General features: G+C 68.3%; 14 protein-coding genes and 1 pseudogene. 5 read left to right on the forward strand and 10 right to left on the reverse strand.

Annotated elements, in window-relative coordinates:
* Positions 1-8: 8 nt before the first annotated feature.
* From ruvB to ruvC, 3 genes are read right to left on the reverse strand one after another with little or no spacing between them, the layout of a single operon-like run.
* A complete protein-coding gene (gene ruvB / locus E2L08_RS13970) occupies positions 9-1,028 on the reverse strand; it encodes a Holliday junction branch migration DNA helicase RuvB (RefSeq protein ID WP_133397711.1) in 1,020 nt (339 codons plus the stop codon).
* 4 nt (positions 1,029-1,032) lie between these two features.
* Positions 1,033-1,695, reverse strand: a complete 663-nt coding sequence (ruvA, locus tag E2L08_RS13975) for a Holliday junction branch migration protein RuvA (protein WP_133397712.1) — start codon at positions 1,693-1,695, stop codon at positions 1,033-1,035.
* On the reverse strand, positions 1,692-2,186 hold the full coding sequence (gene ruvC / locus E2L08_RS13980) for a crossover junction endodeoxyribonuclease RuvC (protein ID WP_133397713.1): 495 nt from the start codon (positions 2,184-2,186) through the stop codon (positions 1,692-1,694). Before ruvC ends, ruvA begins: the two co-directional genes overlap by 4 nt.
* A 189-nt stretch (positions 2,187-2,375) precedes the next feature.
* On the opposite strand from ruvC, the gene E2L08_RS13985 reads away from it, so the two are divergent.
* The gene (locus tag E2L08_RS13985) at positions 2,376-2,588 is read left to right on the forward strand and encodes a hypothetical protein (RefSeq protein ID WP_133397714.1); all 213 of its coding nucleotides are present in this window, start codon (positions 2,376-2,378) and stop codon (positions 2,586-2,588) included.
* Here E2L08_RS13985 and E2L08_RS13990 read toward each other — a convergent pair whose 3' ends face one another.
* Positions 2,589-3,458 (reverse strand): 50S ribosomal protein L11 methyltransferase, encoded by an 870-nt coding sequence (locus tag E2L08_RS13990; protein WP_133397715.1) that lies wholly within the window; start codon positions 3,456-3,458, stop codon positions 2,589-2,591. It abuts the gene before it with no gap.
* Positions 3,459-3,533: 75 nt separating this feature from the next.
* Here E2L08_RS13990 and E2L08_RS13995 point away from each other — a divergent pair, with 75 nt between their 5' ends.
* A complete protein-coding gene (locus E2L08_RS13995) occupies positions 3,534-5,129 on the forward strand; it encodes a sodium:solute symporter (RefSeq protein WP_133397716.1) in 1,596 nt (531 codons plus the stop codon).
* Positions 5,130-5,132: 3 nt separating this feature from the next.
* Here the strand turns inward: E2L08_RS13995 and E2L08_RS14000 are convergent, their stop codons facing one another.
* Entirely contained in the window at positions 5,133-6,137 is a 1,005-nt protein-coding gene (locus E2L08_RS14000; protein ID WP_133397728.1) for a polyprenyl synthetase family protein, read from the reverse strand.
* Positions 6,138-6,171: 34 nt separating this feature from the next.
* Between E2L08_RS14000 and E2L08_RS14005 the strand changes: the two genes are divergently transcribed.
* The 3 genes from E2L08_RS14005 to E2L08_RS14015 all read left to right on the forward strand — a co-directional run bounded on the left by E2L08_RS14005 (position 6,172) and on the right by E2L08_RS14015 (position 7,395).
* Positions 6,172-6,387, forward strand: a complete 216-nt coding sequence (locus E2L08_RS14005) for a putative signal transducing protein (RefSeq protein ID WP_133397717.1) — start codon at positions 6,172-6,174, stop codon at positions 6,385-6,387.
* Positions 6,368-7,123, forward strand: a complete 756-nt coding sequence (locus E2L08_RS14010; protein WP_133397718.1) for a tRNA1(Val) (adenine(37)-N6)-methyltransferase — start codon at positions 6,368-6,370, stop codon at positions 7,121-7,123. The genes E2L08_RS14005 and E2L08_RS14010 overlap by 20 nt, the downstream gene beginning before the upstream one ends.
* Positions 7,124-7,230: 107 nt before the next feature.
* Positions 7,231-7,395 (forward strand): YdcH family protein, encoded by a 165-nt coding sequence (locus tag E2L08_RS14015; RefSeq protein ID WP_133397719.1) that lies wholly within the window; start codon positions 7,231-7,233, stop codon positions 7,393-7,395.
* 93 nt (positions 7,396-7,488) lie between these two features.
* On the opposite strand, the gene E2L08_RS14020 is transcribed toward E2L08_RS14015, so the two are convergent.
* From E2L08_RS14020 to E2L08_RS14040, 5 genes and pseudogenes are all read right to left on the reverse strand, one after another.
* Positions 7,489-8,211: a beta-ketoacyl-ACP reductase gene (locus tag E2L08_RS14020; protein WP_133397720.1), complete on the reverse strand. Its 723-nt coding sequence runs from the start codon at positions 8,209-8,211 to the stop codon at positions 7,489-7,491.
* 21 nt (positions 8,212-8,232) lie between these two features.
* Positions 8,233-9,078 (reverse strand): patatin-like phospholipase family protein, encoded by an 846-nt coding sequence (locus tag E2L08_RS14025; protein ID WP_133397721.1) that lies wholly within the window; start codon positions 9,076-9,078, stop codon positions 8,233-8,235.
* A gap of 36 nt (positions 9,079-9,114) precedes the next feature.
* Positions 9,115-10,290 (reverse strand): acetyl-CoA C-acetyltransferase, encoded by a 1,176-nt coding sequence (locus E2L08_RS14030; protein WP_133397722.1) that lies wholly within the window; start codon positions 10,288-10,290, stop codon positions 9,115-9,117.
* A gap of 93 nt (positions 10,291-10,383) precedes the next feature.
* A complete protein-coding gene (locus E2L08_RS14035; protein ID WP_133397723.1) occupies positions 10,384-11,229 on the reverse strand; it encodes an EAL domain-containing protein in 846 nt (281 codons plus the stop codon).
* A gap of 60 nt (positions 11,230-11,289) precedes the next feature.
* Positions 11,290-11,396 (reverse strand): annotated as a pseudogene (locus E2L08_RS14040) (IS5/IS1182 family transposase); the annotation flags it as partial.

The raw sequence follows: 11,396 nt of genomic DNA on the forward strand, positions 1-11,396 counted from the left end.
CGCCCCGCTCAGTCGAACAGATCGCCCGCCGGGCGCGGCGGCTCGAGCCCGAGATGACGCCATGCGCCGGACGCCAGCATCCGCCCGCGCGGGGTCCGCTGGATCAGGCCCTGTTGCAGCAGGTAGGGCTCGATCACCTCTTCGAGGGCGTCGCGCGATTCCGACAGGGCGGCGGACAGCGTCTCGATGCCGACCGGCCCGCCCTGGTAATGCTCGGCGATCAGCCGCAGGTAACGGCGGTCGGCCCCGTCAAGCCCCAGCCCGTCGACGCCCAGCCGCGTCAGCGCGCGGTCGGCCAATTCACGGGTGAGCCGCCCGTCGCCCTCGACCAGTGCGAAATCGACGACCCGGCGCAGCAGCCGCCCGGCGATGCGGGGTGTGCCGCGGGCGCGGGTGGCGATCTCGCGCGTGCCGCCCGGATCGGCCTCGATCCCCATCAGCCGCGCACCGCGCGCCACGATCGCGTCAAGCTCGTCCACCGTGTAGAATTGCAGCCGAACCGGGATGCCGAAGCGGTCGCGCAGCGGCGTGGTCAAGAGCCCCAGCCGCGTCGTCGCACCCACCAGCGTGAAGGGCTGAAGCTCGATCCGCACGGTCCGCGCGGCCGGCCCCTCGCCGATGACGAGATCGAGCTCGAAATCCTCGAGCGCGGGGTAAAGCACCTCTTCGACGACCGGGTTCAAGCGGTGGATCTCGTCGATGAAGAGGACGTCGCGCGCTTCGAGATTGGTGAGGATCGCCGCCAGATCGCCCGCGCGGGCGAGGACCGGCCCCGATGTCATGCGGAAATTCACCCCCAGCTCGCGCGCGACGATCTGGGCCAGCGTCGTCTTGCCCAGGCCCGGCGGGCCGTGAAACAGCGCGTGATCCATCGCCTTGCCGCGCATCCGGGCGCTTTCGATGAAAACCTTGAGGTTGGCGCGCGCCTCGGCCTGCCCGGTAAAGGCGTCGAGCGTCTGCGGGCGCAGCGCGTGGCCTTCGTCCTCGGGCAGCGGCTCTGGCCGGAGTGCGGGATCGGGGGTCGTCATCGCGTCATCCCTGCGGCGCCAGGGTGCGCAGGGCGGCACGGATCAGGGCGGCGGTGCCGGTCTCGGTCGCGGCGGCCTGCGCGACGGCGCGCGACGCCTCGGCGGGCGCATAGCCGAGATTGGTCAGCGCCGACATCGCCTCGGCCTGCGCGTTGGCGTCGCCTTGCGCCGGCACCGGGGCGTCGGCCTCGACTGGCGGTGTAGTGCCTGCCGGCATCGGCGGGTCGGGATCGACGACCGGCTCGGACGCGCCCAGCGCCATGAGCGCGGGCGCCTTTTCCTTGAGTTCGTTCACCACGCGCTGCGCGATCTTGGGGCCGACGCCGGGCGCGGCGCGGATCGCGGTCGCGTCGCCCAGCGCGATGGCACGCGCCACCCCGTCGGCGCCCAACGCCCCGAGGATCGCGAGCGACGCCTTGGCACCGATGCCCTGCACGCTCATCAACAGGCGGTGCCATTCCTTTTCGGTCAGGGTCGCAAAGCCGAAAAGCTGCAACAGATCCTCGCGCACCAGCAAGTCGGTATAAAGCGACACGGCCTCGCCGCGGCCGGGCATGGTCCGCCTCGTGCGGTCGGACACGAACACGACATAGCCGACCCCGCCCACGTCGATCAGGACGTGATCCTCGGCCAGGTAGCCGACCCGCCCCTGCAAGCGCCCGATCATGCCTTCACCCGGTCGGCGGCCCTGACGCCGCGACTGTGGAACGCGTGGCACAGGGCGATGGCCAGCGCATCGGCCTCGTCCGGGCCTTGCGGGTCCGAACCCGGAAGCTGGAGCCGCACCATATGCTCGATCTGCCGCTTGTCGGCATGGCCCACACCGACCACCGTCTTTTTCACCGCGTTGGGCGCATATTCCCCGATCGCCAGGCCTGCCTGCGCCAGCGTCAAGAGCGCCACGCCCCGCGCCTGCCCGAGCTTGAGCGTGCCGGCGCCGTCGCGGTTGACGAATGTCTGCTCGATCGCCGCCGCCCCGGGGGCGAACTGCCCCAGGATTTCGGCAAGCTGGCGGTGCAGCGCCAGCAGGCGTAGACCGAGGTCGCCGCCCCCCGAGGTGCAGGCCCCGCTGGCGATATGGCGCAGGCGCGACCCGTCCGATTCGATCACGCCCCATCCCATCGTCCGCAACCCCGGATCGATCCCGATCACCCGCATATGCCCTGTCCCTGCCCGTTTCGCGACCTCTAGCACGAATCGCGAACACGCGCCAAGCGTTCCGCGAGGTCGCGGGCGTATCGCGGAATGTCGGAAATCGCCGCCCCCCGCCCGCGAACGGGCGTATGGGGGCCTTTGAAAAACACGTTCGCCCGGTCCTGCCGGGCGGCGACATGCGAGGATGAATCCATGGCTCTTTACGACACGCACCGTTCCTCAGCCGTTCCGCTCGGCAGCCGCATCGCGCTGCGCATCACGGAGCTTTTCCTCGCCGTGTTTCCGCGCAGCAAGCCCGCGACCGCGACCCGCCGCCGCAAGGCGCGGCGCGTCGCCCGCGCACGGCTCGATTCGCGGACGCTGAACGATCTGGGGCTGCTGCGGTCGGATCTCGACCGGCTCTGATCAGCCGCGCGACAGGGTCAGCGTCGTCCAGTCGCCGATGACCCGCCGCCGCGCGGCGTCGAACCCGAACCCTTCGTAGGCCGACACCACCTCGTCGGCCTGCGGATTGAGGATCCCCGACAGGATCACCCGCCCCCCATGGGCGACATGCCGCTCCATGTCGGGGGCAAGCGCCACGAGCGGGCCTTTCAGGATATTGGCGAACACCAGGTCGAAGGGCGCCGCCGCCGCGATCTCGGGGTGATCGAACCCCGCCGCCTCGATGCAGCGCACCCGCCCCGAAAGACCGTTCAGCGCCACATTGGCCTCGGCCACCTCGACCGCGACACTGTCGATATCCGACGCGATCGGCACCGTGTCGAACACCTTGGCCGCCGCCATGGCCAGCACCGCCGTCCCGCAGCCGATATCGGCCACCCGGCCGGACACGAACCCCTCGGCCAGCAGATCCTCGAGCGCGAACAGGCATCCCTGCGTCGTTCCGTGATGCCCGGTGCCAAAAGCCATCGCGGCATCCACGAGCAGCGGCACCGCATCCGCGGGCACCCGGTCGGCATCGTGGCTGCCATAGAGAAAGAACCGCCCCGCCTCGACCGGCGACAGCTCGCGCCGGACCTTGGCGACCCAGTCGGTTTCCGGCAGCTCGCTGACGGCAAAGGGCCGCGCGTCGAAGGCCGCGGCCAGCACGGCGAGCCCCGCCGTGTCGGGTCGTTCGGTGAAGTAGGCGCCCACCTCCCACAGCCCCGAGCCGTCCTCGAGCTCGAAGACGCCGACGCCCGTGGGCTCGGGCTCCAGCGCTTCCATAGCGTCGCCCAGCGCCTTGGCACGGGCCTCGGCCGAGAGGGTCGTCAAAGCGGTGAAGGTCGGCATGTCGCGCCCCCATGGGTGGAACCCGAACCGAACGGGCGGTCTTGGCTCAAGATGATGTGATCGAAGTGAGGTGTCATGGAACAGGAAGCGTCGCAAGGTCTCGCAGATGCCATTCATCTGATCGACTGGCTGGTCATCGCAGGTTATTTCGCAGTCGTCATCGGCATCGGCATCTGGGTCTCGCGACGAACGAAATCGGGCGAGGACCTGTTCCTCGCCGGGCGCGCCCTGACCTGGGGCATCATCGGCTTTTCCCTCTTCGCCTCGAACATCTCCTCCACCACGCTGATCGGCCTGACCGGCGCGGCCTACCAGACGGGGATCGCCGCCTCGGCCTATGAATGGATGGCGGGTGTCCCGCTGATCCTGCTGGCCTTCATCTTTGCGCCGGTTTTCCTGAGATCGCGCATCACCACGATCCCCGAATATCTCGAACTGCGCTACGACCGGAAATCGCGGCTCTACTTCTCGGCGATCACCATCATCCTGACCATCGTGGTCGACACCGCCGGCGGGCTCTACGCCGGCGCGGTCGTGGTGCGGGTGTTCCTGCCCGATGCATCGATCTGGATGACCTGCGTCGCCATCGGCCTGTTCGCCGGCCTTTATACCGCGGGCGGGGGCCTGCGGGCGGTCGTGCTGACCGATGTGCTGCAGGCGGTGGTGCTGATCGTCGGATCGGCGGCGATGACGGCGATCCTGTTCTCGATGAACGACTGGTCCTGGGCCACCGTCAAGGAAAGCGTCCCCGAAGGGCAGCTTTCGATCGTGCAACCGCGCAGCGACGACATCCTGCCGTGGCCGGGCCTGATCTTCGGCGTGCCGCTGCTGGGTTTCTGGTACTGGGTGACGAACCAGTACATCGTGCAGCGCGTGCTGGGCGCCAAGACGCTGCGGGACGCGCAGAACGGCGCGATCCTGGCCGGTTTCCTCAAGATCCTGCCGATGTTCATCATGGTGCTGCCGGGGGCCATGGCCATCGGCATCCTTCCCAACCTCGAGAATGCCGACAAGGTGTTCCCCACCCTCGTCTCCGAAGTGCTGCCCGTGGGGCTGACCGGGCTCGTCCTCGCGGGGCTGGTCGCGGCGATCATGTCCTCGGTCGACTCGACGCTGAACTCGGCCTCGACGCTGATCGTCCATGACTTCGTGCGGAACGACAAACGCGATCTCGACCCCTCGACCGAGCGGAAATACGGCCGGATCACGACCATCGTCCTGATGCTGATCGCCATCGCCTGGGCGCCGCTGATCGCGCAGGCGGGCGGGTTGTGGAGCTATCTGCAACAGGCCTTCTCGATCCTCGTGCCGCCGGTCATCGCCGTCTTTACCCTCGGCGCACTCTGGCGCGGAGCGACCGCGACCGGCGCGTTCACCGCGCTTTTGACGGGTCACGCATTCGCGCTGGGCACGTTCATCCTCACGCAGATGGGCATCTGGCCGCTGCACTTCACGGTGAATATCGGCGTCATGACGATCCTCAGCACCGTCGTGCTGGTCGTCGTCAGCCTGATGACGGACCGCAAGGATACCGAGCAGCTCGACAAGACGGTCTGGCGCCGGGCCTGGATCGACGAGAATGCCGAGGACGGCGCGACCCTGTCCAAGCTGCTCATCTGGTCGGGCCTGCTCGTCGCGGCGATGACGTTCATCATGATCGCCTTCTGGTGACGCTCAGCGGATGCGCGCGACCACGTATCCGGCGAGGTCGTGCAGCATCCCGCGCAGCGGCGTCTCGGGCAGAATCGCCAGCGCCGCCTGCGCCTCGGCCACCCATGCCAGCGCGGTCTCGCGCACCGAGGCCAACGCGCCGGTATCCTGCAGCATCCGCAACGCCCGCGCGACATCGCCATCGTCCTGCCGGCCCTGCGCGATGGCGCGGTGCCAGAACGCGCGCGCCTCGGCGTCGCCCGATGTGGCGGCGATGGCCCGGATGAGCGGCAGGGTCATCTTGCGCTCGCGGAAATCGTCGCCGACGTTCTTGCCCGTCGCCTCGGTACCGGTCCAGTCGAGCAGGTCGTCGACGATCTGGAACGCGACGCCCAGCGCGTCGCCATAGGTGAACAGCGCGCGCACCTGCGCGTCGGGCGCCCCGGCGATCACGCCGCCCACCTCGGTCGCAGCCGAAAACAGCGCGGCGGTCTTGCCCCGCACGATCCGCAGATAGGTCGACTCGTCGGTGGCGAGATCGCTCATCGCGGTCAGTTGCAGCACCTCGCCCTCGGCGATGGTGGCCGCCGCATTCGCGAGGATGTCGAGTACCCGCAGCGACCCGGCCTCGACCATGAGCTGAAAGGACCGTGCAAAGAGATAGTCGCCGACCAGCACGCTGGACTTGTTGTCCCACAGCAGGTTGGCCGTCGGCCGCCCCCGCCGCTTGGCGCTTTCGTCCACCACGTCGTCGTGCAGGAGCGTGGCGGTATGGATGAACTCGACCGTCGCGGCGAGATGGATATGGTAGGGCCCGCCATAACCGCACAGCCGCGCGGCGGCGAGCGTCAGCATGGGCCGCAGCCGCTTGCCCCCGGCGCCGACGAGATGGGCCGTGACCTCGGGAATGCGCGGCGCGTTTTCCGAGGCCATCCTCTCGCGAATCAGGGCGTCGACCCGCGAGAGCGGATCGGCTAGCGTCTCGGCCAGCCGTTCGTGGGGTTCGATCCGTGCATCCGCTTCGGCCATGTTCCCCGTCTTCCGCTTGTCCAGGATATCCGAAATGAAAGAGCTCATGCGATCGAACGATCCGACCGCGATCGCCTTTGCCAAGGCGCTGTTGCAGGGCGAGGGCATAGAATGCTTCGAGCTCGACGTCCATACGAGCGTGCTCGAAGGGTCGATCGGGGTTCTGCCGCGCCGGCTGATGGTCGCCGACCGGGATCATTTCCTCGCGCGCGCGGCTCTGGTGGACAACGATGTCGATCTCGGACTCTGATCCGACCGACGACGCCTTTCTGGGCGGGCGGCTGCACCTGTTGCAGCCCGCGCGGGGCTATCGCGCGGGGATCGACCCGGTTCTGCTGGCCGCCGCGGTTCCCGCCCGTCCCGGTCAATCCGTGCTCGAGATCGGGTGCGGTGTCGGCACGGCGCTGCTGTGTCTCGGTGCCCGCGTGCCCGATCTGTCGCTGACCGGGCTCGAACTGCAACCCGAACTGGCCGCGCTGGCGCGCGCCAATGCCGCGCGCAACGGCATCGCCGCCGAGATCGCGACCGGCGACCTCGCCGCGCTGCCCGCCGCCATGCGCGCGCGCCAGTTCGACCATGTGCTGACCAACCCGCCCTATTTCGCGATCGGCCGCGGCACCCGCGCCGCCTTGCCCCTGCGCGACCGGGCGATGCACGAGACGCTGGAGCTTGCCGACTGGATCGCCGCCAGCCTGCGGCGGGTCGCGCCGGGCGGCTGGGCGACCGTCATTCAAAAGGCCGATCGGATGCCCGATCTCATCGCGGCGATGCAGCCGCGGCTGGGCGCGCTGACCCTGCGCCCGATCCGGCCGCGCCGGGGGCGGGACGCGGCGCTGGTGATCCTGTCGGGGCGCAAGGCCAGCCGCGCACCGGCGCGTGTCGCGCCTGCGCTGGTGCTGCATGACGGCGCCCGGCACGAGGCGGATCGCGATGACTATTCCGCCGTCGCACGCGCCATTCTGCGCGATGGCGCGGCAATTTTGTAATATTCGGCATGATCCTGCCAGTTATCGGGAATTGTCTGCAACGATTCCATGACAAGCCCGTTGGTCTGTGGTCTCATCGAAGGACCATTCAATCAAGGAGGGTTCCAATGTCGGTCAGTTCGCGCGTGCAGGAGCTGCGTCGGAGGCATGAAACGCTGTCCCGAGAGGTCGAGAATGCCCAGAAGAAACCGGGCTTCGACGGCCTCGCCCTTGTGGAACTGAAGCGCCGCAAACTGCGACTGAAGGAAGAAATCAACCGTCTCGACAGCTGACGGCGCGCGGTCTTCCCGAACCCCGGTCGCGGCCGGGGGAATCACCGGCGCGGGCCATAGGGCTCCGCGCCGGTTCTGCGTTCTGGGCCGGCGTCAGATGAAGTACTGACCGCCATTCGCCGTGATCGTCGATCCGGTAATGAACCCGGCCTCGTCCGACACCAGGAAAACGACGCAGCGCGCGATCTCGTCCGGTTCGCCCAGACGGCCCACGGGGATCTGGGCCACGATCTGCTCGCGCACCTTTTCGGGCACGGCCATCACCATCTCGGTCGCGATGTAGCCGGGGCAGATCGCGTTCACCGTGATGCCCTTGCGCGCCCCCTCCTGCGCGAGCGCCTTGGTGAATCCCAGGTCGCCCGCCTTGGCCGCGGCATAGTTCGCCTGCCCGGCCTGGCCTTTTTGCCCGTTGATCGACGAGATGGTCACGATCCGTCCGAACCCGCGCTCGCGCAGGCCGGGCCAAAGCGGATGGGTCATGTTGAAGACGCCGCTGAGATTGGTGTCGATCACCTCGCGCCACTGATCGGGGGTCATCTTGTGAAAGGCCGCGTCGCGGGTGATCCCGGCATTGTTGACCAGGATCTCGACCGGCCCCAGATCGGCCTCGACCCGCGCCAGACCGTCCTTGCAGGCGTCGTAATCGGCGACCGACCATTTGTAGGTCGCGATCCCCGTCTCGTCGGTGAACCGCGCGGCGGCCTCGTCATTGCCGCCATAGGTTGCCGCGACCGTGTGTCCCGCCTCTTGAAGGGCCACCGCGATGGCGGCGCCGATGCCACGGCTGCCGCCCGTGACCAATGCAACTCGTCCCATGTTCTCGTCCTCCGGTTGTTGTCAGCGACGCCCCAGCGTCTCGAGATAGCGCATCCCGTCCTCTTCACCGATGTTCCAGGTCCGCCTGAGCTTGTCGGCATCGGTGAAGTCGATCTTGTCGGCGGGCACCTCGCGCGAGGGCATGACGTAGCTGCGCCCCTCGATCTCGGGGATGTTGTCGAAGCGTTTGGTCAGCAGGATCAGGGTGCGGCCCCGGTCGGGATCGGGCATCGGCGCCTGGCTCACCATGCCCGCGTCGATGGCGGGCCGGCCGTCCCAGTCGGGCGGCTCGAATGCCGGCGGGATCGTGGCCGCGGCGCAGATCAGATCGACGATGCGCCCGTCGCGGGCGGCCTTGTTGGCATCGACCAGTTCGCCCTCGAGCCCGGCCGCCTCGGGCCAGGCGAGGTGCGGCGACGACCGGATCTTGCTGTCGGCTGTATAAAGCAGCGCCATGGCCGCACCGGACAGCGTGGCCCAGCGCGGCGAGGGCGGGCGCGCGATCAGGACCTGGAATTGCGGGCCTGTCGCGATGGCCTGCGCCGCCGCATCGTCGAGCACCTGCGACACCACCTCGCGATAGATCCGCTGGTGCGGGCTGTTGCCGTCGACCTCGTCGAACGGTTCGTGCAGGGGCACATTGCGGTCGTGATCGGCAAAGGCCGCGATCATCGTCTCGCGCACGTCCAGCCCGCGCCGCGTGATGAAGCCGCAGGCGGCAAAGGCGCCGCCCGAGAGCGCCGCGATCCGCGCGGGGGCGAGGCCGAGCGCATCGCGGACGACATGCAAGAATCCACCCTGCCAGAAACAGCGCGTGCCCCCGCCCGAAAAGACCAGTTGGTCGAACGCGCTATCCGTTTCGGCCATGCCGCCCCCTTTTCCGGCCGCGCGCCGCCCCGACGGTCAGGGACGCTCGACGCACATGGCGACGCCCATGCCGCCGCCGATGCACAGCGTGGCGAGGCCCTTTTTCGCGCCGCGCCGCTTCATCTCGAACAGGAGGGTGTTGAAGATGCGCGCACCCGATGCCCCGATAGGGTGGCCGATGGCGATGGCGCCGCCGTTCACGTTCACGATCTCGGGATCCCAGCCCATGTCCTTGTTGACCGCGCAGGCCTGCGCGGCAAAGGCCTCGTTCGCCTCGACGAGGTCCAGATCCCCTGCCGACCAGCCGGCCTTTTCCAGGGCCTTGCGGCTGGCGCCGATGGGCCCGGTGCCCATGATCGAGGGGTCGAGCCCGACGGTCGCATAGCTCGCGATCCGGGCGAGCGGCTCGATCCCGCGCCGCTCGGCCTCGTCTGCGGACATCAGCAGCACCGCCGCCGCGCCGTCATTGATGCCGCTGGCGTTGCCGGCCGTTACGGTGCCGTCACGGGTAAAGGCCGCGCGCAGCTTGGCCATGCCTTCGGCGGTGGCGCCGTGGCGGGGGTGTTCGTCGGTGTCGATCACCGTCTCGCCCTTGCGGGTCTTGACGGTGAAGGGCACGATTTCGTCCTGGAACTTGCCGGCCTTTTGCGCGGCCTCGGCCTTGTTCTGGCTGGCCGCGGCAAAGCGGTCCTGCTCCTCGCGGCTGATCTGCCATTGCTCGGCCACATTCTCGGCGGTCTGGCCCATGTGATAGCCGTTGAACGCGTCCCAAAGCCCGTCGCGGATCATCGTGTCGACCAGGGTGACATCGCCCATCTTGTGGCCCTGGCGCAGCGACTGGCAATGCGGCGCCATCGACATGTTCTCCTGGCCGCCGGCGGCGACCACGGCGGCGTCGCCCAGCTGGATGTGCTGGGCGCCCAGCGCGATGGCCCGCAGCCCCGAGCCGCAAACCTGGTTGATGCCCCAGGCGGCGCTTTCCTTTGGCAGGCCCGCGTTGATATGGGCCTGCCGCGCGGGGTTCTGGCCCTGCCCGGCGGTCAGGACCTGCCCCAGGATGGTTTCCGACACCGCGTCGGGTTCGATGCCCGCGCGGGCGACGATCTCGCGCAGGACGGCCGCGCCGAGGTCATGCGCGGGCACATTGGCGAAGCCGCCGCCGAAGCCGCCGACCGCGGTACGGGCGGCAGAGGCGATAACGACATTGGTCATGGAAAGCTCCCTCTGGACAGGTTCGGCGCGTTTTGCGGCGCCGTATCGCTGCCGACCATAACGGATCGCGTTTCGCCCGCCAGCCCCGTCTCGCTAACGCGCGCCGACACGGCGACGGCAATCGAGCAGTTGCGGACGGATCGTCGGCGCGCCGAAATGATAGCCCTGAAGGCAGTCGACCCCCAGCGTGGCCAGCGTCGCCGCATCCTCGGCGGTTTCGACCCATTCGGCGACGGTCACCATGTCGAAATGATGCGCCAGCGCCACCATCGAGGCCACGACCGCCCTGTCGTCGCCGTTCTTCGAGATGCCCCGCACAAAGCTGCCGTCGATCTTGAGGATGTCGAAATACAGATCCTTGAGGTAGCGCAGCGAGGTGTAGCCCGACCCGAAATCGTCGATGGCGAACCCGATTCCCCGCGATTGCAGCCGGTCCATGAAATGGCGCACGCGTTCGGGCATGAGGATGGCGGTACGCTCCGTGATCTCGAGGATCAGCCGTTCGCCCAGCGTCGGATCCTGCGCGAGCGTGCGATCCAGCACTTCGGACCATGGCGGGAAGTCGATCGTTTTCGCCGACAGGTTGATCGACAGGCGCAGTTCGGGCTTGCGGCGCAACGTATCGAGCCCGTGTTCCAGCGCGTGAACGTCGATCCAGCGGCCCGTTTCGCGGTCTTCCACCCGGTCCATGAAGTCGCGCGCGGGAATGATGCGCCCCGATTCGTCGAGGACGCGGATCAGCCCCTCGTAAAAGGCCGGCTTGTCCGGGCGCGGGGCCGGCAGCACCGGCTGATAGGCCAGAAGCGTTCGCCCCTCGGCCACGGCGCGTTCGACGGTTTCCAGAACGTCCCTGTCGCGCCCGCCCACCGCCACGCTGAGCGGATCGGCCAGGTCGAACGGTATGATCCTGCCCTCGGTATCCACGATATCTGTCGTCATAGTCCCGTACCCCCTTCGTTCCAAATTCTGAAAATGGGGGCCGAATGCTAGGGTCAGGATTCATAACCAGAACATGACGGTTGCGGCGAGGGCGATGGCGGAGAGGAAGACCTTCGGGCATCTGTCGTAGCGGGTGGCGATGCGACGCCAGTCTTTCAACCTACCGA

Origin of the sequence: Palleronia sediminis, from assembly GCF_004358695.1 — a bacterium.
In the GTDB taxonomy this organism is placed as follows: domain Bacteria; phylum Pseudomonadota; class Alphaproteobacteria; order Rhodobacterales; family Rhodobacteraceae; genus Palleronia; species Palleronia sediminis.

What these genes read in the sequence shown, in the direction of transcription:
- E2L08_RS14015 (WP_133397719.1), top strand. Translation starts at nt 7,231, where the DNA reads ATGTCGGTCAGTTCGCGCGTGCAGGAGCTGCGTCGGAGGCATGAAACG.
- E2L08_RS14010 (WP_133397718.1), top strand. Translation starts at nt 6,368, where the DNA reads ATGTCGATCTCGGACTCTGATCCGACCGACGACGCCTTTCTGGGCGGG.
- E2L08_RS14005 (WP_133397717.1), top strand. Translation starts at nt 6,172, where the DNA reads ATGAAAGAGCTCATGCGATCGAACGATCCGACCGCGATCGCCTTTGCC.
- E2L08_RS13990 (WP_133397715.1), bottom strand. Translation starts at nt 3,458, where the DNA reads ATGCCGACCTTCACCGCTTTGACGACCCTCTCGGCCGAGGCCCGTGCC.
- E2L08_RS14020 (WP_133397720.1), bottom strand. Translation starts at nt 8,211, where the DNA reads ATGGGACGAGTTGCATTGGTCACGGGCGGCAGCCGTGGCATCGGCGCC.
- E2L08_RS14035 (WP_133397723.1), bottom strand. Translation starts at nt 11,229, where the DNA reads ATGACGACAGATATCGTGGATACCGAGGGCAGGATCATACCGTTCGAC.
- E2L08_RS13985 (WP_133397714.1), top strand. Translation starts at nt 2,376, where the DNA reads ATGGCTCTTTACGACACGCACCGTTCCTCAGCCGTTCCGCTCGGCAGC.
- E2L08_RS14025 (WP_133397721.1), bottom strand. Translation starts at nt 9,078, where the DNA reads ATGGCCGAAACGGATAGCGCGTTCGACCAACTGGTCTTTTCGGGCGGG.
- E2L08_RS14000 (WP_133397728.1), bottom strand. Translation starts at nt 6,137, where the DNA reads ATGGCCGAAGCGGATGCACGGATCGAACCCCACGAACGGCTGGCCGAG.
- ruvC (WP_133397713.1), bottom strand. Translation starts at nt 2,186, where the DNA reads ATGCGGGTGATCGGGATCGATCCGGGGTTGCGGACGATGGGATGGGGC.
- ruvA (WP_133397712.1), bottom strand. Translation starts at nt 1,695, where the DNA reads ATGATCGGGCGCTTGCAGGGGCGGGTCGGCTACCTGGCCGAGGATCAC.
- ruvB (WP_133397711.1), bottom strand. Translation starts at nt 1,028, where the DNA reads ATGACGACCCCCGATCCCGCACTCCGGCCAGAGCCGCTGCCCGAGGAC.
- E2L08_RS14030 (WP_133397722.1), bottom strand. Translation starts at nt 10,290, where the DNA reads ATGACCAATGTCGTTATCGCCTCTGCCGCCCGTACCGCGGTCGGCGGC.
- E2L08_RS13995 (WP_133397716.1), top strand. Translation starts at nt 3,534, where the DNA reads ATGGAACAGGAAGCGTCGCAAGGTCTCGCAGATGCCATTCATCTGATC.